This is a genomic window from Pseudomonas sp. St316 (assembly GCF_018325905.1).
GTDB lineage: Bacteria > Pseudomonadota > Gammaproteobacteria > Pseudomonadales > Pseudomonadaceae > Aquipseudomonas.
The window spans coordinates 896,371-919,388 of record NZ_AP021901.1; the positions used below are offsets into that span (position 1 = coordinate 896,371).

Sequence of the window (23,018 nt, forward strand, 5' to 3'; positions counted from 1 at the left end):
TCGAGGCAGGGATGGAATTGTGGCGAGGGTATTTATCTGTGGGAGCAAGCCTTGCTCCCACAGCGCTTTGTCCAGTCCCGCCCAGAGGGGAGGACGCCCCGGCGGTTAACGCCGAGTCAATAACACCCCGGACTCCATATGCTGGGTCCAAGGAAATTGATCGAACAACGCGCAGCGCGTGATGCGGTGGGTGTCGTTCAGTTGCGCGATATTCGCGGCGAGGGTTTCCGGGTTGCAGGAGATGTAGAGGATGTTGTCAAAACGCCGGGTCAACTCGCAGGTATCCGGGTCCATGCCCGCGCGAGGCGGGTCGACGAAGACACTGCCGAATTCGTAGCTTTTCAGGTCGATGCCGTGCAGGCGGCGGAACGGCCGGACTTCGTTCAGGGCTTCGGTCAGTTCTTCGGCGGACAGGCGCACCAGCGTGACGTTATCCACCGCGTTTTCGCTAAGGTTGCTCAGCGCGGCGTTCACCGAGGTCTTGCTGATTTCGGTGGCCAGCACTTTGCGCACGCGGGTGGCCAGGGGCAGGGTGAAGTTGCCGTTGCCGCAGTACAACTCCAGCAGATCGTCGCTGCGATCGCCCAGTGCGTCATAAGCCCAGTTGAGCATCTTCTGGTTCACTGTGCCGTTGGGCTGGGTGAAGGCGCCTTCGGGTTGGCGATAACTGAAGGTACGACCGCCCACTTCGAGTTTCTCCACCACGTAGTCATGGCCGATCACTTCGCGTTTGCCCTTGGAGCGGCCAATGATGCTCACGCCCAGGTCAGCCGCCAGTTTCGAGGCGGCCGCGTGCCAGTGCTCATCCAGCGGACGGTGATAACACAGGGTGATCATCGCATCGCCCGCCAAGGTAGTCAGGAACTCCACCTGGAACAGCTTGTGGCTCAGGGGCGCGCTGGCTTGCCAGGCGGCCTTGAGTTGCGGCATCAACTGGTTGATGCGCAGGCTGGCAATGGGAAACGCCTCAATGAGGATCGGTGTGCGCTTGTCGTCCTGGGAGAACATTGCGTAGTGCCGTTCGCCGGCCTCGCGCCAGAGACGGAATTCGGCGCGCAGGCGGAAGTTCTCCAGCGGCGAATCGAACACCGCAGGTTGCGGTGCATCGAACGGCGCCAACAGGTCACGCAAGCGGGTGACCTTGTCCTGGAGCTGAGTGGCGTAGGCTTGGGAATCAAAAGTCATGCGTTGAACCAACCCAACTTGATCACGAACAGAATGGACAGAATGACCAGCGCCGGGTTCAGCTCACGACCACGGCCAGAGACCAGTTTGATGGCGGTCCAGGCGATGAAGCCGAAAGCGATGCCGTTGGCGATGGAATAGGTGAACGGCATTGCCAGGGCGGTCACCACCACTGGCGCGGCGACGGTGATGTCATCCCAGTCGATCTCCGCCAGGCCCGAGGTCATCAGCACGGCGACGAACAACAGGGCTGGGGCGGTGGCGAAGGGCGGCACGCTGGCGGCCAGTGGCGAGAAAAACAGCGCCAGCAGGAACAGGACCGCCACCACGATGGCGGTCAGGCCGGTGCGGCCGCCGGCGCTGACGCCCGCCGCCGATTCGATGTAGCTGGTGGTGGTGGAGGTGCCCAGCAGCGAGCCGGCCATGGCGGCGGTGCTGTCGGCGATCAGCGCACGGCCCATCTTCGGCATGTGGCCGTCCTTGCCCATCAAGCCGGCGCGCTTGGCAACGCCGATCAAGGTGCCAGAGTTGTCGAACAGGTCGACGAACAGGAAGGCGAAGATCACGCTCACCAGGCCGATGTCCAGGGCGCCCTTGATGTCCAGTTGCAGGAAGGTTGGGGCCAGGGAAGGCGGCATCGATATCACGCCGCCGAACGAGGTGAAGCCCATCAGGATCGAGACGATGGTCACCGCGAGGATGCCGATCAGCACCGCGCCGCGTACTTTCAAGGCTTCGAGGGCAACGATCAGGACAAAGCCGAGGGTCGCGAGGATCGGCGCCGGTTGTTTCAAGTCGCCGAGGCCGACCATGGTCGCCGGGTTCTTCACCACGATGCCGGCATTGTTCAGGGCGATCAGCGCCAGGAACAGGCCGATACCGGCGGCAATGGCCGAGCGCAGCGGCAGCGGGATGCTGTTGATGATCCACTCGCGGATGCGAAAGATCGACAGCAGGAAGAACAGCACGGCGGAGATGAACACTGCGCCCAGCGCCACTTGCCAGGTGTGGCCCATGTGCAGGACCACGGTGTAGGTAAAGAAGGCATTCAGGCCCATGCCCGGTGCGAGGGCGATCGGGTAGTTGGCGATCAGGCCCATGACCGTGGAGCCAATGGCCGCTGCCAGGCAGGTGGCGACGAACACCGCACCCTTGTCCATGCCGGTTTCGCCGAGGATGCTCGGGTTGACGAACAGGATGTAGGCCATGGCCAGGAACGTTGTGACGCCCGCCAGGATCTCGGTCCGCACGTTGGTGTTATGTGCCTTGAGTTGAAACAGCCTTTCCAGCATGTCTGCTCCCCGTGGCGCGCCCGGCGCCGTGAATGTATCGACCTCAACAGCAAAGCACAGGTCGCCAGCGGCGCCCGGGAATTTTCTGCGGGTCGGAAAAAGCCGCGCATCATACCAGCAGCGTAGCGTTGTGGCTGCGATCGTCGTCGATGTTTTGCCAACGCGCCAAGTGGGCCATACTGCGCGCGGTTCCTGGAGATCTCTATGTATTGCATGAATAAAAAGCGGCTGGCGGCGGTGGGCTGCATGCTGGGCTGGTGGTTGTCCGGCCAGGCAGCGAATGCCGCGTCGGCACCGCCGTTGAGCGAGGTCAAGGTGCTCAAGGTCGAGTCGCCGGCCTGTGGCTTCGAGGACATCGTCCCGGGGCAGGCGCAGACGCGTTGCGATCACAGTGGCCCGAATATCAAGGTCTACGTGCTGGAGGTTGGCTATGGCCATCAACCGCATGTCACCCTGGACGGCTTTGAAGTCGACGGCACCCGCTCGCCGGTGTGCGCGTTCAGCAACGGCAATCTCAATGACTGCTCCGTGCGGACCAAAGTCGTCGGCTATTTGTACATCTTCGACCTGAAGGGCAAGCAAGAGGGCACCTTCAGCTTCAGCAACCAGTCGATCAACGCACCGGGCAACCGGATGTCGACCCAGCTGTACATCAAATAACCGCTGTCCCCCGTAGGCGCTGTCGAGCGAAGCGCGGCTGCAATCTTTTCCCTGACGCTTGAATCCCAAGCGCCTATCAAAGGATCGCAGCCTTGGGCAGCTCCTACACTATAGGTATCAGCCAGTGGAGAGCGCGCCCATGATTCCAGGAACCAAGATCCCCCGAGCCCTGATCGTTGTCGCCGAAGGTGTCGATGACCTGCAGACCGTTACCCTGATCGATGTGCTGCGTCGAGCGCAGATCGAAACCGTGGTGGCGAGTATCGAAGGGCGGCGGATGCTCACCTGCGCCCGCGGCACGCGCTTGACGGCCGATGGCATGCTGGTGGACATGCTTGTGCAGGATTTCGACCTGATCGTCTTGCCCGGCGGCATCATTGGCGCCCAACACCTGGCGGCCCATCAGCCGCTGCAACAACTGATCAAGGGCCAGGCCGCCGCCGGACGTTTTTTTGCCGCCATCGCTGAAGCCCCGGCCCTGGCCTTGCAGGCATTCGGCGTTCTGCGCCAGCGGCGCATGACCTGCCTGCCCGCCGTGAGCCAGCAGTTGTCCGGGTGCAGTTTTGTCGATCAGCCCGTGGTGGTGGATGGCAACTGCATCACGGCCCAAGGTTCGGCCGCCGCCCTGGCGTTTGCCCTGGCGTTGGTGGAACAACTCAGCGGCAAGGGTGTGAGGAGCGTGGTGGCGGCGGAGTTGCTGGTCTGACAGGTATCAAGCGTGTTGTGGGAACGGTTCAATCACAGGCTGCACGCGCTGCTCGGCTTGCCACAAATCATAGTCGGTCTGGACGCCCAGCCAGACCCTGGCCTTGCCGATCCCGGCACGCTCCAGGCGCACGGCCAGGTCGGGGCTGATGGGCGCATGACCGTGCAAGACCCGGGAAAGATGAGGCCGGGCGAAACCCAGGTGCCGCGCCAGTTCGGTGACCGTGATACCCAGTTCGGGTAACACGTCCAGCCGCAAGGTTTCGCCAGGGTGTGGCGGATTGTGCATGGGCATGTTCCAGCCTCCTGATCAGTGGTAGTCCAGATAATCGACCTGTTCGATATCGGACCCGATGAAACGAAAAATACCCCGCCAGTTTCCCGAAACCCCCAGCGACCAGCAGCCATCCAGCTCACCCGTGAGCGGATGCAATCGCCATCCGGGAATATCCAAGTCGTTGGCGACCTGCGCCCTGTCCATGAACTGGAGCATGCGGGCCAGGCGTTTTCCGTGGTCCGACCGGATACCACGGGTCGACCCCGTCTCATAAAAGAGCCTGAGGCCTTTGTGCTGGAAGGATTTAATCATGGATAAGAGTGTAAGGCGATACATTACAGTCGGTGCGGTATATATGTACCGCACAGGTCACTTGAATCCGTGCTTCTTGCGTGGTCACGGCATCGCAATTGCCTTGAACGCTCACCCCACCCAGAAGTCGTACCCCTTATGACGGCGGTTTCCCAAAACGCCGCGAGTACGACCAACCGTGAGGTGTTCCATGAGCGCGACTCTGTCCGAAGCGACGTCGACGTCCTTCGTCCGTCATCCGATCCGTCTGACCCTCAATGGCCAAGTGCGAGAGTTGCAAGTGCTGGCCTGGACCACGTTGCTGGACCTGCTGCGTGAGCAACTGGACCTGGTGGGCAGCAAGAAAGGCTGCGACCACGGCCAGTGTGGCGCCTGTACGGTGCTGCGCGATGGCAAACGGATCAATGCCTGCCTGACCCTGGCGGTCATGTGCGACGGCACCGAATTGACCACCATCGAAGGCTTGGCCGGTGATGACGTATTGCATCCCATACAGCAGGCGTTCATCACCCATGACGCATTCCAGTGCGGTTACTGCACGCCGGGGCAGATCTGTTCCGCGGTGGGGCTGGCCAACGAGGGCAGGGCGCAGACCCGCGCGCAAATCAGTGAACTGATGAGCGGTAACCTGTGCCGCTGCGGGGCCTACACCCACATTTGTGATGCCATCGAAGAGGCATTGCCGCTCTGCCGGCAACCGGGAGGTGATCAATGAATCCCTTCCAGTACAGCAAGCCCGACACCGTGCAGGCGGCCGTCGATTTATCGAGCCCGGTTTCTCGCTTCATCGCCGGAGGCACCAACCTGCTGGACCTGATGAAGGAAAACCTCACCCGCCCCGAGCACCTGATCGACATCACCGGCTTGCCCCTGGCGGACCTCAGTGAAACCCCGTCGGGTGGGGTGATGATCGGCGCATTGGTGAGCAATGCCGACCTGGCCTGGCACCCTTGGATCGAGCGCCGCTATCCGCTGCTGGCCCAGGCGATCCTGGCGGGCGCCTCGCCGCAACTGCGCAACATGGCCAGCACCGGCGGCAACCTGCTGCAGCGTACCCGCTGCTATTACTTCTACGACGCGAGCGTCGTGTGCAACAAACGCCGGCCTGGCAGCGGTTGTCCGGCTCGGAACGGTTTGAACCGGATCCACGCGATTTTCGGTGCCAGCGATCAATGCGTCGCCACCCATCCCTCCGACATGTGTGTGGCCTTGGCCGCTCTGGAGGCGGTGGTCCATGTTCTGGGGCGGGGCGGGGCGCGGACCATCGAGTTCGCCGACTTTCATCGCCTGCCCGGCGACACCCCGGAACGGGACAATCAACTGGCCGACGACGAGCTGATCACCGCCATCGAGTTGCCTGCCGCCGGTTTTGCCGACCATAGCCATTACTTGAAGATCCGTGACCGCGCCTCTTACGCGTTTGCGCTGGTCTCGGTGGCGGCGGCGCTGGAACTGGATGGGCCGGTGATTCGCCAGGCGCGCCTGGCCCTGGGTGGCGTGGCGCACAAACCATGGCGTGACCGGGCGGTGGAGAGCTGGCTGGTTGGACAGACCGTCAGCCGTGAAACCTTCACCGCCGCCGCTGATGCACTGCTGCAATACGCCGAGCCGTTGGCGCACAACGGCTTCAAGATCCGATTGGCGCGCCGGGCAATTGTCCGCGCCTTGAGCGATGCCGCGCTGGGTTGCGCACCGCAGGGAGGACAAGCCTGATGAACGCTCCGAGCAAATCCATAGGGCAACCCCTCGACCGGGTCGACGGCCTGCTCAAGGTGACGGGCCAGGCCCGTTATGCCGGCGAATACCCCGAGGACGGTTTGCTGCACGGCAGTGTCGTCTCCGGTGCGGTCGCCCGTGGTCGCGTGCTGCGCATCGATGCTTCCCGCGCCCTGGCGCTGCCTGGCGTGGTCGCGGTCATCGACCACACCAACCGACCAAGGATTGCCAGCTACGACGAACCCTACCAGGATGCCGATGCGGCGGACGGCTCGCCGTTCCGGCCGCTGTACAACGACCAAGTGCTTTACAGCGGCCAGCCCCTGGCCTTGGTGGTGGCGGAAAATCTTGAGTTGGCCCGGTATGCCGGTTCGCTGATAGAAATCGAATACGCGGCCGAGGAGCATCAGACCGATCTGGTAACCCTGCAAAACGACGCCCATCCGGCACCGGCCGAACTGCCCAAGCCCCGTGGGAATTTTCAGGGCGAGTACGCCAGCTCCGCCCTCAGCGTGGATGTGTCCTACAGCACGCCGATTGAACACCACAACCCCATGGAGCCACATGCATCCACCGTGCTGTATCAGCCCGATGGCAGCCTGCACATCCACGACAAGACCCAAGGCACGCAGAACGGCCAGGCCTACGTGCAAAAAGTCTTTGGGCTTGAGAAAGAGCAAGTGCGAGTGTTTGCCGCGTTTGTCGGCGGCGCCTTCGGTTCCGGGCTGCGCCCGCAATATCAATTGCCGTTGGCGGTGATGGCGGCACTGGCCCTCAAGCGTTCCGTGCGGGTCAGCCTGACGCGCCAGCAGATGTTTACCTTTGGCTACCGGCCGCGAACCCTCCAGCGCGTGCAACTGGGGGCGGCGGCCAATGGTCGTTTGCTGGCCGTGGCGCACAGCGCCGTCGGCCAGACCTCGCGCTTCGAGGATTTCACCGAGCATGTGGTGGAGTGGAGCGGCATGCTCTATCACTGCGACAACGTCGAGTTGACTTACAAACTGGTACCACTGGACGTCTACACGCCTTTGGACATGCGCGCCCCCGGTGCCGCCCTCGGCTTGATTGGCCTGGAGTGCGCCATGGATGAACTGGCCTGTGCCCTGGCGATCGATCCGGTCCAATTGCGGTTGATCAACTACGCCGAACGCAACGAGAACGAAGGCAAGCCGTATTCCAGCAAGGAACTGCGTGAGTGCTATGCCCAAGGTGCCCGTCGTTTCGGCTGGGACAAGCGCAACCCGGAACCGCGCAGCATGCGTGAAGGCCGGCAACTGGTGGGTTGGGGCATGGCCGGTGGTGTGTGGGAGGCCATGCAGCAGAAGGCCAGCGCCCGGGCGTCGCTGGATACCCATGGCAAGCTGACCGTCAGCAGCGCCACCACTGACATCGGCACCGGGACTTACACGGTCATGACCCAGATCGCTGCGCAGGCGTCAGGCGTTTCCCTTGAGGACGTCACGTTTGTCCTGGGGGATTCGTCGCTGCCCACCGCGCCGCTGCAGGGCGGCTCATTCACCGTATCGTCGGTGGGCACCGCCGTGCAGCAGGCTTGTGAAGCGCTGAAGGAAAAACTCCTGGCCGTGGCCCGTCAGGCATGTCCGGCCTTCAGTGGCGCGACCCTTGAGCAAGTGACGTTCATGGAGGGGCAGTTGCGGCTGGGCGAAGCGAGTGTTGCATTGGCGGAGCTGGCGCAAAAAAGCGGCGAGACACCGTTGCAGGCCCAGGTCACGGCCGAGCCGGATGCAAAACGCCAGGCCTACGCCACAGCCACACACTCGGCGGTGTTCGTCGAAGTACTGGTGGACGAAGACCTGGGGACGGTGAAGGTCAATCGCGTGGTCAGCGCCATCGCCGCTGGCCGGGTCGTCAACCCGAAAACCGCCCGCAGCCAGATTCTCGGTGGCGTGGTGTGGGGCGTCGGCATGGCCTTGCATGAAGAAACCCTGACCGACCACGCCCTGGGTCGTCACATGAACCACAGCCTGGCCGAGTATCACCTACCGGTTAATGCCGACATCGGCGACATTGAGGTGATTTTCGTCGAGGAACAGGACGAGATCGTCAATGCGCTGGGGTCCAAGGGCGTGGGTGAAATCGGTATCGTCGGGGTGGCAGCGGCGGTGGCCAATGCGATTTACCATGCCACCGGCAAGCGGGTGCGGGACTTCCCCATCACCCTCGACAAGTTGCTCTAGGCTTTTGCTTCAACCACCGGTTCGTGCATCCGGTCACGGTTGGCCAGGGTCGGGAACAGTTTGATCCAGGTTCCGGTGACCAGCAGCGTGCCGACGCCGCCCATGACCACCGCCGGCACGGTGCCGAACCAGTGGGCGGTGAGGCCGGACTCGAACTCGCCCAACTGGTTCGAGGCGCCGATGAACAGCCCATTCACCGCGCTGACCCGGCCGCGCATTTCATCCGGTGTTTCCAGTTGTACGAAGGAGGCGCGGATCACCATGCTGATCATGTCTGCCGCGCCCAGCACCACCAGCACCGCCAGGGAAAACCAGAACGAGGTGGAAAGGCCGAACGCAATGGTGGCGACGCCGAACACGCCCACCGCCGTGAACATCACCCGGCCGACCTTGCGCTCCACGGCAAACCGCGCCAGCCACAGCGACATCAGCAAGGCCCCGACCGCCGGTGCCGACCGTAACAGGCCCAGGCCCCAGGGGCCGGTGAGCAGGATGTCCTTGGCAAACACCGGCAGCAGCGCCGTCGCGCCGCCGAGCAAGACCGCGAACAGGTCCAGGGAGATTGCGCCGAGAATGTCCGGGCGACTGCGAATGAAGCGAATCCCGGCGAGCAACGAATCCAGGGTCGCCTTGCCTTTGTTCAGCGGCGTCTGGCGGGCGGGCAGGTTGAGCATCAGGCCGCAGGCGATGATGTACAGCAGCACCGTCGGCCCGTAGACCCAGACACTGCCGAAGGCGTAGAGCAAGCCGCCCAGTGCGGGGGCGACGATGGTGGCCGATTGCTGGGCCGATTGCGCGGCGGCCACGGCACGGGGAAACAGCGCAGCCGGCACGATGCTCGGCAGCAGCGCCTGGGTGGTGGGCATTTCGAAGGAGCGGGCGGCGCCGAGCAGGAAGGCGAGGATGAAGATCATCTCCCGCGTGACGTTGTCGGTGGCGCTGCCGATCACCAGCGCCAGGGCGATCATCGCCTGCAACGACTGGCAGATGGCCGCGACCTTGCGCCGGTCATAACGGTCAGCCACATGCCCGGTGTGGAGCATGAACAGCACGCGCGGGGCAAATTCCACCAGCCCCACCAGGCCAAGGTCCAGGACGTTGCCGGTCAGTTGATAGAGGTTCCAGCCAATGGCCACGGTGAGCATCTGGAAGCCACTGGCGGTGAATACCCGGGCCAGCCAGAAGGCGATGAAGGGACGATGGTGACGGAGCAGCAGCGGCGCTTGGCTGGGCATCTATGACGGATCCGGTGATGAAGGCATCGAGATTATCACCGAGCTGTAACTGGAAGTTGCGGTGGCGGAAAAAATAGTTAGCCAAACATCGATCTCGGCCCGGATCATCCTGTGCGAGGGAATTCATACCCACTCTGTGGGAGCAAAGCTTGCTCGCGAAACAGTCACCGCCGATCTCAGCAAGGCCGCGTCGCCTTCGTCGCGGGCAAGCCTTGCTCCCACAGAGCGGGGATAGATCCCCTCGCCACAAGAGGTTTGCGCCGGCGCCCAGCGCTTGCGTGCGCACTGAGACAACCTGTCACGCGACAAAAGACCACGCCGTCCATCGGCAATAATGCGGCTACTCTTTGATCATTGCTTGATCCAGATCAATGCCTTTCGGGGTGTTGGGCTGGCGGCCATCCGGCCAGAGTCCTGCGTTGTGACGGTTATAAAAGAACGATTTGAAAAGCATCGCACTCCATATCCCTGGGGCTTGTGATGCAGGCCCCGCCCGCAGCCGGTTTTACCTGACAGAGGAAGACTTATGTTCGGTTTGGAGGCGCTCGATCTCGCCCGAATCCAGTTCGCGTTCACCATCTCGTTCCACATCCTGTTCCCGGCCATCACCATTGGCCTGGCGAGTTACCTGGCGGTACTCGAAGGCTTGTGGCTCAAGACCCGCGATGACACCTACCGCGACCTGTACCATTTCTGGTCGAAGATCTTTGCCGTCAACTTCGGCATGGGCGTGGTGTCCGGATTGGTCATGGCCTATCAGTTCGGGACCAACTGGAGCCGTTTCTCGGACTTCGCCGGTGCAGTGACCGGGCCGCTGCTGACCTACGAGGTGCTCACGGCGTTTTTCCTCGAGGCGGGTTTCCTGGGCGTGATGCTGTTTGGCTGGAATCGCGTCGGCCGCGGCCTGCATTTCTTTTCCACGGTCATGGTGGCGATCGGCACCCTGATCTCGACCTTCTGGATATTGTCCTCCAACAGTTGGATGCAAACCCCCCAGGGTTACGAAATCATTGATGGCCGGGTCATCCCGGTGGACTGGCTGGCGGTGGTGTTCAACCCCTCGTTCCCTTATCGGTTGCTGCACATGTCCACCGCGGCGTTTGTCGCCACGGCGTTCTTCGTCGGCTCGTCGGCGGCCTGGCATTTGCTGCGCGGCCGTGACAACCCAGCCATCCGCCGGATGTTGTCGATGGCGATGTGGATGGCGTTGCTGGTGGCGCCGATACAGGCGGTCATCGGCGACTTCCATGGCCTGAACACCCTCAAGCATCAACCGGCGAAAATCGCCGCCATCGAGGGCCACTGGGAAAATGTCGGCAATGAACCGACCCCGCTGATCCTGTTCGGTCTGCCGGACATGAAGGCCGAGAAGACCCGGTTCGCCGTGGAAGTCCCGTACCTGGGAAGCCTGATCCTGACCCACAGCCTGGACAAGCAGGTGCCTGCCCTCAAGGAATTCCCGCCTGAGGACCGTCCGAACTCGACCATCGTGTTCTGGTCGTTCCGGGTCATGGTCGGCCTTGGGTTGCTGATGATTTTCACCGGCCTTTGCAGCCTGTGGCTGCGCCGCAACGATCGTATCTACCAATCGCGGCCATTCCTCTACATGGTGCTGTGGATGGGGCCGTCCGGACTGGTCGCGATCCTGGCCGGCTGGTTTACCACTGAGATCGGCCGCCAGCCCTGGGTGGTCTACGGCCTGATGCGCACGGCCGATGCTTCGTCCGGTCACAGCTTCGCCCAGATGAGCATCACCCTGGTGCTGTTCGTCGTGGTGTATTTCGCGCTGTTCGGCGCCGGCCTGAGCTACATGATGCGCCTGGTGCGCAAAGGGCCGGAGGCCCACGAAGCCGAGCCGAGCGATGGCGGCCCGGGCCAGAAACGCACGCCGGCCCGGCCATTGTCGGCCGCCGATGACGGCGACGACATGGACGACCATAACGAACGCTCGAACAAGGGGAATTGAATCATGGGTATTGATCTTCCGCTGATCTGGGCCGTGGTCATCATCTTCGGCATCATGATGTACGTGATCATGGACGGCTTCGACCTGGGGATCGGCATTCTCTTCCCCTTCGTCAAGGGCGAGCGCGACCGCGACGTGATGATGAACACCGTGGCACCGGTCTGGGACGGTAACGAAACCTGGCTGGTGCTGGGCGGTGCCGGGCTGTTCGGAGCGTTTCCGCTGGCTTATTCGGTGGTGCTTTCGGCGCTGTACCTGCCGCTGATCCTGATGCTCATCGGCTTGATCTTCCGCGGCGTGGCCTTCGAATTCCGCTTCAAGGCCAAGGCTGAGAAACGCCACCTCTGGGACAAGGCATTCATTGGCGGCTCGCTGACGGCCACTTTCTTCCAGGGTGTGGCGCTGGGGGCGTTCATCGACGGCTTCGAGGTGGTCAATCGCCAGTTCGCCGGCGGCTCCCTAGATTGGTTCACGCCGTTCACGATGTTCTGCGGCCTGGCGTTGATCGCGGCCTATGCGTTGCTCGGCTGCACCTGGCTGATCATGAAGACCGAGGGCAAGTTGCAAGAGCAGATGCATGACCTGGCCCGGCCCCTGGCGTTCGTGGTGCTGGCCGTGATCGGTATCGTCAGCATCTGGACGCCACTGGCCCACGCGGACATCGCAGCCCGCTGGTTCACCTTGCCGAACCTGTTCTGGTTCCTGCCAGTGCCGATCCTGGTGCTGGTGACCATGTACGGATTGTTCCGCGCAGTGGCGCGCAATGCCAACTACACGCCTTTCATCCTGACCCTGGTGCTGATCTTCCTGGGCTACAGCGGCTTGGGCATCAGCCTGTGGCCGAACATCGTGCCGCCGTCCATCTCGATCTGGGACGCCTCGTCACCGCCCCAGAGCCAAGGCTTCATGTTGGTCGGTACGCTGTTCATCATTCCGTTGATCCTGGTGTACACCTTCTGGAGCTACTACGTGTTCCGTGGCAAGGTGACCCATGACGACGGTTACCATTGAGGACGTCGAGCATGGCCAAACCTGACTTGAAAGACATCGAGGCCGCCGAACGCAAGCCACTCTGGCAGCGGCTCGGCTGGCTGGCACTGATCTGGGCCGGCAGTGTGCTGGCGCTGTTCATCGTCGCCAGCCTGATGCGGATGTTCATGAATGCCGCGGGCCTGACCACGCACTGACGCCCTTGTGGGAGCCGAGGTGCTTGCATCGCGAGCAAGCGCTCCCACAGGCGATTTATTTGCGGGCTTTGAGGATCACGAACTTCGGCGTGGCGGCCACTTGCTCGACACCCCGGAACAACCGCGCCAGTTTGCTGTGGTAGCCCAGGTGCCGGTTGCCGACGATGTACAGCGCGCCACCCACCACCAAGGCTTCACGTGCCTGTTGAAACATACGCCAGGCGAGGAAATCGCCCACCACTTGCTGCTGGTGGAAGGGCGGATTGCACAGCACCACATCCAGCGACTGCGCCTCTTGCCCGGCCAGGCCATCGCCGGCCCGAATCGACACTTCGCGTTCGCCCAGGGCCGCACGCCAATTCTCGGCGGCCGATTGCACGGCCATGTATGACTCGTCCACCAGGGTGTAACGGGCCTCGGGATTTTGCAGGGCACTGGCGATGGCCAGCACGCCATTGCCGCAGCCCAGGTCCGCGACCCGGGCTGTCCCGAGGTTTTTCGGCAGATGTGGCAGGAACGCGCGGGTGCCTATGTCCAGGCCTTCGCGGCAGAACACGTTGGCATGGTTGAGCAGTTCGATCTTCGGTTCGTCCAGCCAGTAGCGAGTGGGGTAGGGCGATACGGCCGGCGCACTGCCTTGTAAAGTGCTGGCCTGTGGCGTGGCAATCAACAACCGCGCTTTTTTCACCGCCAGGGAGGCCTGCACCGGGCCGATATACCGCTCCAACAAATCGCCAGCGGCCCGGGGCAGGTGCTTGACCATGGCTCCGGCAATCACCTGGGCGCCTGGCGCCAGTTGGCCTTGCAGGCGAATCAGCTGTTCCTCCAGCAGGGCCAGGGTTTTCGGTACTTTGACCAGGACACGATCGAATGGGCCCGTCAGTAACTCGCTGGCGGGCAACGTCGGCACCGCATCGAAGGGGAGGCCGTTGCGCACCAGGTTTTTCTCCAGTGCCTGCAACGCGAGGAAGGAGTCACCGCTGCTGGTGACATCGACCTTGCCGGCCAGGCTGGCCGCCAGGGCACCGAAGCCATCATTGAGCACCAGGACCCGAGTCTGCTCGCCAGGCTGTTGTTCTGCCAGGTACGCGAGCAGGTATTCATCGGCCGCATCGAAGGCTTGCAGCGGCTCGTTCGGCTGTTCGGGTTGGCGGATCAGGTCGAGTTGGGCGAAGGGGCTGTCGAGCAGGGGCATGGCTGGGGACTCTGGAGATCAACGAATGTCCCGCTGCCTGGAGGTAGGTGTCTGTGCGGGACCGCCTGAATGAACTGCGTCGCGTGCAAGAAGCGGCATCATTCAAGTGGGACCGTAAATGGTACGTTTTTTTGTTGCACATTACTCGCGGGTTTTTTCAGCCGGGTGGTGTCACTCCACTGTTCAGATCACATGGATTTGGGCTGCTTTTGCCACCGCTGAAATTTTATTGCTGACGTTCAGCTTTCGCATGCAACTGCACACATGGAAATTCACGGTTCGTTCGGAAAGACAGAGAATCCTGCCCACTTCCGACGCTGTCTTGCCTTCGGCAGACCACCTCAACACTTCGATCTCCCTGGGTGACAGGTGGCATTTGGGCTGGTCTGCCAGGGCGTCAGACAATTTTTTGCTGGCGAGTGCGTGCAGCTTTTGACTGGCGAAGATGGCGTAGCCGAGATTTGCATAGTGCTCCTCGATATCAATGGGGCAATGGGACCGAGCCAGGCTGAACAGGCTGCAACGTACCCCTTGGTCATCATGAACGGCTTGGGTCCAGCCATACTTGAGGCCCTGTCGATTAAGTTCTCGCCATAACTTGGGGGCGTGAGCAAAAACAGTCTCATCCCACAAGATGGGGAGCGGTGATTGATTGCAATGTGCTACTAACGGATCATTCGACGCATAGCCATTTTGTTCATAAAGTCTGTCCCATCCATAAGGGTAGTTATTCAGGTTCACCTTGTTGGTGTGTTTGTCGGGGCTTCCGAGATAGGCTGCAAAGGCGCAATATTCAAACCCTTGATTATTAAAGAAATTCAGGGCCAGACGATAGGCCGTCTGCAGGTCTTTTTCACAAGACAACTCTCTCAATAGTAAGTCCTTCCACTTTTTCATCGCTCTCTCCTGGCTTGATTCGTCCCTGCGGATCCAATCCATGATGCGAGATTTGAGTGTAGGACTATTCTTAATTTGTAGTAAGTTTTTTTAGTTTGCTTACAGTATGAAATGTTTAAGAAATAAACTTTTTAATTGATTGTTTTTACGGTGTCTGTGAGTTTGTATAAGTTTGGTAGAGGTTTTGGCCTGGAGGGTGGAAACTATGGCTAAAGTGCCATTATTCGCCGTTGGTGGTGAAGATGCTCGCTTTGCGGGACACTGTAAGTCTTGTTCCATTGGAGTGGCCCATGACCGACAGTGCAGAGAAGTTCACCCGCCAGACCCTGCTCGATGTCCAGCCGTTGACACCTCATTTGTTTACTTTGCGTACGACCCGGGATCGCGGCTTTCGCTTCCGGGCGGGGCAGTTTGCCCGGCTGGGGGTTGTCAAGGCGGACGGGAACACCGTCTGGCGGGCGTATTCCATGGTGTCTTCGCCGTTCGACGAGTTCCTCGAGTTCTTTTCCATCGTGGTTCCCGATGGCGAGTTCACCAGTGAGCTCAGCCGCCTGCAGCCGGGTGACGAACTGTTGGTGGAGCGGCAGGCTGTCGGCTACCTGACGCTGGATCGCTTTGTCGATGGTCGGGATTTGTGGCTGCTGTCTACCGGGACGGGGGTGGCGCCGTTTCTTTCAATCCTGCAGGATTTTGAGGTCTGGGAAAAATTCGAGCGGATCATCCTGGTGTACAGCGTGCGCGAGGCCCGCGAGTTGGCATACCAGGAGCTGATCAAGGAGCTGCCCCAGCGCGACTACCTGGCCGAATATGCTCACAAGTTTCGTTTCATTGCGACCGTCACCCGTGAGCAGCATCCGGGGGCGCTCAGTGGGCGGATCACCACGCTGATCGAAAATGGCGAGCTGGAGCGGGCGGCCGGCGTAGCGCTGACGCCGGAACATTCGCGAGTGATGCTGTGCGGCAACCCGCAAATGATCGACGACACGCGCAAGTTGCTCAAGGCCAGGGGGCTGCAACTGAGCCTGACCCGTCGGCCAGGCCAGGTGGCGGTGGAAAACTACTGGTAGAACTCAATCAGGGTCATGTCAGTGACCGACTTCCTCAGGGCCTTTCGTTTTGGGCCTTGAGCAGGTCGCGAATTTCGGTGAGCAGCAGTTCTTCCTTGGTCGGAACCGGTGGCGCGCTGGGGGCTACGGCCTCTTCGCGCTTGAGACGGTTGATCGCCTTGACGCCCATGAAAATGGCGAACGCCACGATGATGAAGTCGATGGTGCTCTGGATGAATTTACCGTACGCCAGTACCACGGCAGGCGCATCGCCCTGGGCAGCCTTGAGGGTGATGGCCAGGTCACTGAAGTCCACCCCACCAATCAGCAGGCCGATGGGAGGCATGACCACGTCGCCAACGAATGACGAAACGATTTTGCCGAAAGCGGCACCGATGATGATCCCGACGGCCATGTCGACGACATTGCCTTTGACCGCGAAGGCCTTGAACTCGCTTAGCACGCCCATGAGCTATTCCTTGTAACAGATGAAAGATGAGTGGCAGTGTAAGTCAGCACAACGCGTCCTGCTCGAAACGTCTGCTCACAAAGCTTGAGTTATCGACCTAGTCCTGGGTGAAAAGTTTTCAAAGTGCCATCAATCGCGCGTGATACGCGGTTTCAGCCTGGCGCCCTACAACGTTTTTTCTATCGACGCGGTACGGCATTTCTATTTAGGTTTTCCTTTTTCGAGCACTAGCCTCTGCATGGCGCACATGGATGCGCTCTATAACATCAGAGGAACACGCCTATGAACACTTCCCTTGGCCACGGGGCTTATTCCCATCGCCGCGCTTTTTTGGTGCTGACAGCGAGTCTTTTGTCCTTGTCTGTCAACGCGGCCACCCTGACCCGGGACAACGGTGCGGCTGTCGGCGACAACCAGAACTCGCAAACGGCAGGCCCCGACGGCCCGACCTTGCTGCAAGACGTGCAGTTGATCCAGAAGCTCCAGCGCTTTGACCGTGAGCGCATCCCCGAGCGCGTGGTGCATGCCCGTGGGACCGGTGCCCACGGTACCTTTACGGTTTCCGAGGATCTCAGCGACCTGACCAAGGCCAAGGTCTTTGCCGCCGGCCAGGTCACACCGGTGTTCGTGCGTTTTTCTGCCGTGGTGCACGGCAATCATTCACCGGAAACCCTGCGCGACCCCCGTGGTTTCGCCACGAAGTTCTACACCGCCGACGGTAATTGGGACTTGGTGGGTAACAACTTCCCGACGTTCTTCATTCGCGATGCCATCAAGTTTCCGGACATGGTCCACGCCTTCAAACCCGACCCACGGACCAATCTGGACGACGATTCACGCCGCTTCGATTTCTTCTCCCATGTACCAGAGTCGACCCGCACCCTGACCGAGTTGTATTCCAACTCCGGGACACCGGCCAGTTACCGTGAGATGGATGGTAACGGTGTACATGCCTACAAACTGGTTAACGCCAAGGGTGAAGTTCATTACGTGAAGTTTCATTGGAAAAGTTTGCAGGGCTTGAAAAATCTCGATCCGAAAGAAGTTGTGAAAGTTCAGGGTCAAGATTACAGCCACATGACAAATGATCTGGTGAGTCATATTAATAAAGGCGACTTCCCGAAGTGGGACTTGTACGTCCAGGTGCTCAATCCACAGGACCTTGCAAAGTTTGACTTCGACCCGCTGGACGCGACCAAGATCTGGCCGGGTGTGCCTGAGCGCAAAGTCGGGCAAATGGTCTTGAACCGCAATCCGGCGAATGTCTTCCAGGAAACCGAGCAAGTGGCCATGGCGCCGGCCAATCTTGTGCCGGGTATCGAACCTTCCGAGGATCGTTTGCTCCAGGGACGAGTATTTTCCTACGCCGACACGCAGATGTACCGCTTGGGTGCCAATGCCCTGCAACTGCCGATCAACGCCCCCAAGGTGGCGGTGAACAACGGTAACCAGGACGGCGCGATGAACCCAGGCAGCACCAGCACCGGGGTGAATTATCAGCCGAGCCGCCTGATGCCGCGTGAAGAACCGCAAGCGGCACGCTACAGCCAGGCCACGCTGAGCGGCAGCACCCAGCAGGCGAAGATCCAGCGTGAGCAGAACTTCAAGCAGGCCGGTGATTTGTATCGTTCGTTCAGCAAGAAAGAGCGTGATGACCTGATCGACAGCTTCGGCGGCTCGTTGGCGACCACCGATGATGAGAGCAAGCACATCATCCTGTCGTTCCTCTACAAGGCTGACCCGGAGTACGGTACTGGCGTGGCGCGTGTCGCCAAAGGTGACTTGGCCCGGGTCAAGGCGCTGGCGGAAAAACTGAGCGACTGATCCACAGTTCGCAAGTGCATGGCCTGTGGGAGCAAAGCTTGCTCGCGAAGCAGTCGCTGCGGTCTGAAGCCAGACCGAGTTGTCTGCATCGCGGGCAAGCCTTGCTCCCACAACCATGCCTCCACAGTCATCTGCCAGAGGAGACGTCATGATGCGCAGATTGCTTTTATCGATGCTCGCGGCGTGGTCGGTGGGCGTACTGGCCGATCAGCCAATACCCACCGAACCGGCTGCGGTCCGGGAACAGTTGCAAAACTATTACTTCGACGCCGCTCGCCGCGGCAACGTGCCGATGCTCGATACGTTTATCGAGGCCGGTTATTCGCTGGACACCCGGGATGAGAAGGGCTACACCGCGCTGATCCTGGCCGCCTATCACGGACACGGCCCAGCGGTAGATCGGCTGCTGGCGGCGGGTGCCGATGCCTGTGCCCAGGACAAACGTGGCAACACGGCGCTGATGGGCGCGATTTTCAAGGGCGAAGTGCAGATCGCCCGGCGTTTGCTGTCCACCGATTGCAGTCCGGACCAACGCAACGGCGCCGGGCAGACCGCGGCGATGTATGCCGGTCTGTTCAAGCGTGATGAATTGCTCGATGCCTTGAAGGCCAAGGGCGCCGACCTGGAGGCCAAGGATCCGCTGGGCAATAGCGCGACGGACCTCGCGCGCGGTGAAATCAGAATGCCGGCCCCGCGCTGATGCCCGCCTGAGCTATCATCGCGGTTTTACCCCCGGAGTTCAGATGGCCAAGGCTAAGCGCATGTACGGCTGCACCGAGTGCGGCTCGACCTTTCCCAAATGGGCCGGCCAATGCAGCGAATGCGGGGCCTGGAACACCCTGACCGAAACCATGGTCGAGAGCGGCGGCGCGGCGGCGCCCACCGGTCGCACTGGCTGGGCCGGCCAGCAGGCGCAGATCAAGACCCTGGCCGAAGTCAGCGTCGAAGAAATCCCGCGTTTCTCCACCGCCTCCGGTGAACTGGACCGCGTGCTCGGCGGCGGCCTGGTGGACGGTTCGGTGGTGCTGATCGGCGGCGATCCGGGCATCGGCAAATCCACCATCTTGTTGCAAACCTTGTGCAACCTCGCCACCCGCATGCCAGCGCTGTACGTCACTGGCGAAGAATCCCAGCAGCAGGTCGCCATGCGCGCCCGGCGCCTGGGCTTGCCCCAGGACCAGTTGCGGGTCATGACCGAAACCTGCATCGAGACCATCATCGCCACGGCGCGCCTGGAAAAACCCAAGGTGATGGTGATCGACTCGATCCAGACGATTTTCACCGAACAACTGCAATCGGCCCCGGGCGGCGTGTCCCAGGTGCGCGAAAGCGCGGCGTTGCTGGTGCGCTACGCCAAGCAGAGCGGCACGGCGATTTTCCTGGTGGGCCACGTCACCAAGGAGGGCGCACTGGCGGGGCCGCGGGTGCTGGAGCACATGGTCGATACCGTGTTGTATTTCGAAGGCGAGTCCGACGGGCGCCTGCGTTTGCTGCGGGCGGTGAAGAACCGCTTTGGCGCTGTCAACGAACTGGGTGTGTTTGGCATGACCGACAGGGGCCTGAAAGAAGTCTCGAACCCTTCGGCGATCTTTCTGACGCGAGCCCAGGAAGAAGTCCCCGGTAGCGTGGTCATGGCAACGTGGGAAGGCACCCGGCCGATGCTGGTCGAGGTGCAAGCGCTGGTGGACGACAGCCACCTGGCGAACCCGCGCCGTGTCACCCTGGGCCTGGATCAGAATCGGTTGGCCATGTTGCTGGCGGTGTTGCATCGACACGGCGGGATTCCGACTCACGACCAGGACGTGTTCCTCAACGTCGTGGGCGGGGTCAAGGTGCTGGAAACCGCGTCCGACCTGGCGTTGATGGCCGCGGTCATGTCGAGCCTGCGCAACCGGCCGCTGCCCCACGACCTGTTGGTGTTCGGCGAAGTGGGGCTGTCGGGTGAAGTGCGGCCGGTACCCAGTGGCCAGGAGCGGCTCAAGGAAGCGGCCAAGCACGGCTTCAAACGCGCCATCGTGCCCAAGGGTAACGCGCCGAAGGAAGCGCCGGCGGGGTTGCGGATCATCGCGGTGACGCGCCTGGAACAGGCGCTGGATGCGCTGTTCGAATAGCACTGGCAATTGCGGAAGGAATGTATGTGGGAGCAAAGCTTGCTCGCGAGGCAGGCGACTCGATTTTTTAAGGACCGCATCGCCCCTATCGCGGGCAAGCCTTGCTCCCACATGGAACTCCTCGCCAAAGGGACGGGGTAGCTCAAATCAAATCTGGATCAACGCCGCCAACTCCCGCTCCAGCTCATTATGGTCGGCCAGGTTCAGCTCCACCAGCCGGCGCAGGTGGGCGATGGAGTCCAGGTCGATATGCTCGCAGACGAAACCCAGGTGGCCGTGGTCGTCGTGGGTCAATCGAACCTCCATCCTCACTTCCACCTCATTGCTCAGGTGAATGTCGGCGATAAAGGTTTTCTCGGGGTTACCCAGCCAGGGTTCGGGCTTTTCGATCAGCAGGCCCTTGAGGGACAGGTCCAGCAATTTCACCGGCCAGGTGAATGGACCCTGGGTCAGCTCAGTCCTGGCATGGAATTCAATTCGTACGAAGCGGCGACGTTCGCTCATTACGCATTCCTTCTGGAGATTCACTGAACTATAGACCCAACTGAGAGGTGATCGTCACCGTTCGGCCGCCGACAGACGAATGTCGAGTATGGCCTTTGCCTGGGTTAGCGCTAAACTCCAATGGCTGCCTTTCTTGTCCACCCTGGCTGGAATATAAAAATGAAAAACAATAATAGCCTGCTGCGCCATCTACCCTGGCTACTGCTGGCCGTCGTAGGAGCGTGCGCCCTGGGCGTCGTGGCATTGCGTCGAGGCGAGGCGATCAACGCCTTATGGATCGTCGTCGCAGCCGTGGCCATCTACCTGGTCGCCTACCGCTACTACAGCCTCTTCATCGCCAACAACGTGATGCAACTCGATGCGCGCCGGGCCACCCCTGCCGTGCTCAACAACGATGGCCTGGACTACGTCCCGACCAACAAACACATTCTCTTCGGCCACCACTTCGCAGCCATTGCCGGCGCGGGGCCGCTGGTCGGGCCGGTGCTGGCGGCGCAAATGGGCTACTTGCCCGGTACGCTGTGGCTGATTGCCGGCGTGGTGCTGGCAGGGGCGGTGCAGGACTTCATGATCCTGTTCCTGTCCACCCGCCGCAACGGTCGCTCCCTGGGCGACATGGTGCGCGAGGAAATGGGCCGCATCCCCGGCACCATCGCGCTGTTCGGCTGCTTCCTGATCATGATCATCATCCTCGCGGTGCTGGCGCTGATCGTGGTCAAGGCCCTGGCCGAGAGCCCATGGGGCATCTTCACGGTGATGGCGACCATCCCGATCGCGATGTTCATGGGCATCTACATGCGCTACATCCGCCCGGGCCGCATCGGTGAGATCTCGCTCATCGGCGTGCTGTTGCTGCTGGGCTCGATCTGGCTGGGCGGGCAGATCGCCGCCGACCCGGTCTGGGCCAAGGCCTTTTCCTTCACCGGGATCCAGATCACCTGGATGCTGATCGGCTATGGTTTTGTCGCGGCGGTGCTGCCGGTGTGGCTGATCCTGGCCCCGCGCGACTACCTGTCGACCTTCCTCAAGATCGGCACCATCGTCGCCCTGGCCATCGGCATCCTGGTGACCATGCCCGAGCTGAAAATGCCGGCGCTGACCCAGTTCACCAACGGCTTGGGCCCGGTATGGAAGGGCGGGTTGTTCCCGTTCCTGTTCATCACCATCGCCTGCGGCGCGGTCTCGGGTTTCCACGCGCTGATCGCCTCGGGTACCACGCCCAAGCTGCTGGATAACGAAACCAACGCCCGCTACATCGGTTACGGCGGCATGCTGATGGAGTCCTTCGTGGCGATCATGGCGATGGTTGCCGCGTCGGTGATCGAGCCAGGCGTGTACTTCGCTATGAACAGCCCGGCGGCGATCGTCGGCGGTGACGTGGTGGCCGTGGCCCAGACCGTCAGCAGCTGGGGTTTTGCAATCACCCCCGAGGCGCTGCAAGCGGTGGCCAAGGACATCGGCGAGACCACCGTGCTGGCTCGTGCCGGCGGTGCGCCGACCCTGGCGGTCGGGATCGCGCAGATCCTGCACTCGGTGCTGCCGGGTGAAAACACCATGGCGTTCTGGTACCACTTCGCGATCCTGTTCGAAGCGCTGTTCATCCTCACCGCCGTGGACGCCGGCACCCGTGCCGGGCGGTTCATGCTGCAGGATTTGCTGGGTTCGTTCGTGCCTTCGCTCAAGCGCACTGAATCCTGGACCGCCAACCTGATCGCCACCGCCGGTTGCGTGGCACTGTGGGGCTACCTGCTGTATCAGGGCGTGATCGATCCGCTGGGTGGCATCAACACCTTGTGGCCGCTGTTCGGCATCTCCAACCAGATGCTGGCCGGCATTGCCCTGATGCTCGCCACCGTGGTGCTGATCAAGATGAAGCGCCAGCGCTACGTCTGGGTGACCATGCTGCCAGCGGCCTGGCTGCTGATCTGCACCACCACGGCGGGCCTGATCAAGCTGTTCGACGCCAACCCGGCGATCGGCTTTCTGGCCCTGGCCCGCAAATACAACGAGGCCCTGGCCGCGGGGCAAGTCCTGGCGCCGGCCAAGAACATCGACCAGATGCAGCACGTGGTGCTCAACGCCTACACCAACGCGACGCTGACGGCGCTGTTCCTGTTCGTGGTCTTAAGCATCCTGTTCTACGCGCTCAAGGTCGGCATCGCCGCCTGGGGCACAAAAGAACGCACGGATAAAGAAGCGCCATTCCAGGCCCTGCCGGACGCTTGAAGCGAGGATTGCA

Annotated in this window: 22 protein-coding genes; 13 read left to right on the forward strand and 9 right to left on the reverse strand. The window is 61.4% G+C overall.

Annotation, left to right across the window (positions count from 1 at the left end; genetic code table 11):
- Positions 1-105 precede the first annotated feature (105 nt).
- Positions 106-1,185, reverse strand: coding sequence for a tRNA (uridine(54)-C5)-methyltransferase TrmA (gene trmA / locus KI237_RS03895; RefSeq protein ID WP_212798882.1), 1,080 nt, complete (start codon positions 1,183-1,185; stop codon positions 106-108).
- Positions 1,182-2,477 (reverse strand): NCS2 family permease, encoded by a 1,296-nt coding sequence (locus KI237_RS03900; protein ID WP_212798883.1) that lies wholly within the window; start codon positions 2,475-2,477, stop codon positions 1,182-1,184. The genes trmA and KI237_RS03900 overlap by 4 nt, the downstream gene beginning before the upstream one ends.
- A 204-nt stretch (positions 2,478-2,681) precedes the next feature.
- Here KI237_RS03900 and KI237_RS03905 point away from each other — a divergent pair, with 204 nt between their 5' ends.
- Together KI237_RS03905 and KI237_RS03910 are read left to right on the forward strand one after the other, a co-directional pair.
- The gene (locus KI237_RS03905) at positions 2,682-3,137 is read left to right on the forward strand and encodes a DUF4879 domain-containing protein (protein ID WP_212798884.1); all 456 of its coding nucleotides are present in this window, start codon (positions 2,682-2,684) and stop codon (positions 3,135-3,137) included.
- 139 nt (positions 3,138-3,276) lie between these two features.
- Complete coding sequence (locus KI237_RS03910; protein WP_212798885.1) at positions 3,277-3,843, forward strand: DJ-1 family glyoxalase III; 567 nt, start codon at positions 3,277-3,279, stop codon at positions 3,841-3,843.
- 6 nt (positions 3,844-3,849) lie between these two features.
- Here the strand turns inward: KI237_RS03910 and KI237_RS03915 are convergent, their stop codons facing one another.
- Both KI237_RS03915 and KI237_RS03920 read right to left on the reverse strand, forming a co-directional pair.
- Positions 3,850-4,137, reverse strand: coding sequence for a HigA family addiction module antitoxin (locus KI237_RS03915; protein ID WP_018606762.1), 288 nt, complete (start codon positions 4,135-4,137; stop codon positions 3,850-3,852).
- 15 nt (positions 4,138-4,152) lie between these two features.
- Complete coding sequence (locus KI237_RS03920) at positions 4,153-4,431, reverse strand: type II toxin-antitoxin system RelE/ParE family toxin (RefSeq protein ID WP_212798886.1); 279 nt, start codon at positions 4,429-4,431, stop codon at positions 4,153-4,155.
- Positions 4,432-4,621: 190 nt separating this feature from the next.
- Here KI237_RS03920 and KI237_RS03925 point away from each other — a divergent pair, with 190 nt between their 5' ends.
- The 3 genes from KI237_RS03925 to KI237_RS03935 are packed head-to-tail and all read left to right on the forward strand — an operon-like array spanning position 4,622 to position 8,345.
- The gene (locus KI237_RS03925) at positions 4,622-5,146 is read left to right on the forward strand and encodes a (2Fe-2S)-binding protein (RefSeq protein ID WP_212798887.1); all 525 of its coding nucleotides are present in this window, start codon (positions 4,622-4,624) and stop codon (positions 5,144-5,146) included.
- On the forward strand, positions 5,143-6,144 hold the full coding sequence (locus KI237_RS03930) for an FAD binding domain-containing protein (RefSeq protein ID WP_212798888.1): 1,002 nt from the start codon (positions 5,143-5,145) through the stop codon (positions 6,142-6,144). The genes KI237_RS03925 and KI237_RS03930 overlap by 4 nt, the downstream gene beginning before the upstream one ends.
- Positions 6,144-8,345: a xanthine dehydrogenase family protein molybdopterin-binding subunit gene (locus tag KI237_RS03935; RefSeq protein WP_212798889.1), complete on the forward strand. Its 2,202-nt coding sequence runs from the start codon at positions 6,144-6,146 to the stop codon at positions 8,343-8,345. Before KI237_RS03930 ends, KI237_RS03935 begins: the two co-directional genes overlap by 1 nt.
- Here the strand turns inward: KI237_RS03935 and KI237_RS03940 are convergent.
- Positions 8,342-9,580 carry an MFS transporter gene (locus KI237_RS03940; RefSeq protein ID WP_212798890.1) on the reverse strand — a complete coding sequence of 413 codons (1,239 nt, stop codon included), beginning with the start codon at positions 9,578-9,580 and terminating at the stop codon, positions 8,342-8,344. The two genes, KI237_RS03935 and KI237_RS03940, sit on opposite strands and share 4 nt — an antisense overlap.
- A gap of 526 nt (positions 9,581-10,106) precedes the next feature.
- Between KI237_RS03940 and KI237_RS03945 the strand changes: the two genes are divergently transcribed.
- The 3 genes from KI237_RS03945 to KI237_RS03955 are packed head-to-tail and all read left to right on the forward strand — an operon-like array spanning position 10,107 to position 12,733.
- A complete protein-coding gene (locus tag KI237_RS03945) occupies positions 10,107-11,546 on the forward strand; it encodes a cytochrome ubiquinol oxidase subunit I (protein ID WP_212798891.1) in 1,440 nt (479 codons plus the stop codon).
- 3 nt (positions 11,547-11,549) lie between these two features.
- The gene (cydB, locus tag KI237_RS03950; RefSeq protein ID WP_018606753.1) at positions 11,550-12,557 is read left to right on the forward strand and encodes a cytochrome d ubiquinol oxidase subunit II; all 1,008 of its coding nucleotides are present in this window, start codon (positions 11,550-11,552) and stop codon (positions 12,555-12,557) included.
- Between the two features lie 11 nt (positions 12,558-12,568).
- Entirely contained in the window at positions 12,569-12,733 is a 165-nt protein-coding gene (locus KI237_RS03955; protein WP_003205785.1) for a DUF2474 domain-containing protein, read from the forward strand.
- 55 nt (positions 12,734-12,788) lie between these two features.
- Here the strand turns inward: KI237_RS03955 and KI237_RS03960 are convergent, their stop codons facing one another.
- Positions 12,789-13,928, reverse strand: a complete 1,140-nt coding sequence (locus KI237_RS03960) for a methyltransferase (RefSeq protein WP_212798892.1) — start codon at positions 13,926-13,928, stop codon at positions 12,789-12,791.
- Positions 13,929-14,111: 183 nt separating this feature from the next.
- Positions 14,112-14,825, reverse strand: coding sequence for an autoinducer binding domain-containing protein (locus KI237_RS03965; protein ID WP_212798893.1), 714 nt, complete (start codon positions 14,823-14,825; stop codon positions 14,112-14,114).
- 290 nt (positions 14,826-15,115) lie between these two features.
- Here KI237_RS03965 and KI237_RS03970 point away from each other — a divergent pair, with 290 nt between their 5' ends.
- Positions 15,116-15,892 carry a ferredoxin--NADP reductase gene (locus KI237_RS03970; RefSeq protein ID WP_212798894.1) on the forward strand — a complete coding sequence of 259 codons (777 nt, stop codon included), beginning with the start codon at positions 15,116-15,118 and terminating at the stop codon, positions 15,890-15,892.
- A 34-nt stretch (positions 15,893-15,926) separates the two neighbouring features.
- Here KI237_RS03970 and mscL read toward each other — a convergent pair whose 3' ends face one another.
- Positions 15,927-16,340 (reverse strand): large-conductance mechanosensitive channel protein MscL, encoded by a 414-nt coding sequence (gene mscL, locus KI237_RS03975; RefSeq protein WP_072411386.1) that lies wholly within the window; start codon positions 16,338-16,340, stop codon positions 15,927-15,929.
- Positions 16,341-16,622: 282 nt separating this feature from the next.
- Here mscL and katB point away from each other — a divergent pair, with 282 nt between their 5' ends.
- The 3 genes from katB to radA all read left to right on the forward strand — a co-directional run bounded on the left by katB (position 16,623) and on the right by radA (position 20,275).
- On the forward strand, positions 16,623-18,164 hold the full coding sequence (katB, locus tag KI237_RS03980) for a catalase KatB (RefSeq protein WP_212798895.1): 1,542 nt from the start codon (positions 16,623-16,625) through the stop codon (positions 18,162-18,164).
- Positions 18,165-18,315: 151 nt separating this feature from the next.
- Positions 18,316-18,864 (forward strand): ankyrin repeat domain-containing protein, encoded by a 549-nt coding sequence (locus KI237_RS03985; RefSeq protein ID WP_212800551.1) that lies wholly within the window; start codon positions 18,316-18,318, stop codon positions 18,862-18,864.
- Between the two features lie 43 nt (positions 18,865-18,907).
- Positions 18,908-20,275 carry a DNA repair protein RadA gene (gene radA / locus KI237_RS03990; RefSeq protein ID WP_212798896.1) on the forward strand — a complete coding sequence of 456 codons (1,368 nt, stop codon included), beginning with the start codon at positions 18,908-18,910 and terminating at the stop codon, positions 20,273-20,275.
- 147 nt (positions 20,276-20,422) lie between these two features.
- Here the strand turns inward: radA and KI237_RS03995 are convergent, their stop codons facing one another.
- The gene (locus tag KI237_RS03995; RefSeq protein ID WP_212798897.1) at positions 20,423-20,779 is read right to left on the reverse strand and encodes a PilZ domain-containing protein; all 357 of its coding nucleotides are present in this window, start codon (positions 20,777-20,779) and stop codon (positions 20,423-20,425) included.
- Between the two features lie 159 nt (positions 20,780-20,938).
- On the opposite strand from KI237_RS03995, the gene KI237_RS04000 reads away from it, so the two are divergent.
- Positions 20,939-23,005 (forward strand): carbon starvation CstA family protein, encoded by a 2,067-nt coding sequence (locus KI237_RS04000; RefSeq protein ID WP_212798898.1) that lies wholly within the window; start codon positions 20,939-20,941, stop codon positions 23,003-23,005.
- Positions 23,006-23,018 lie beyond the last annotated feature (13 nt).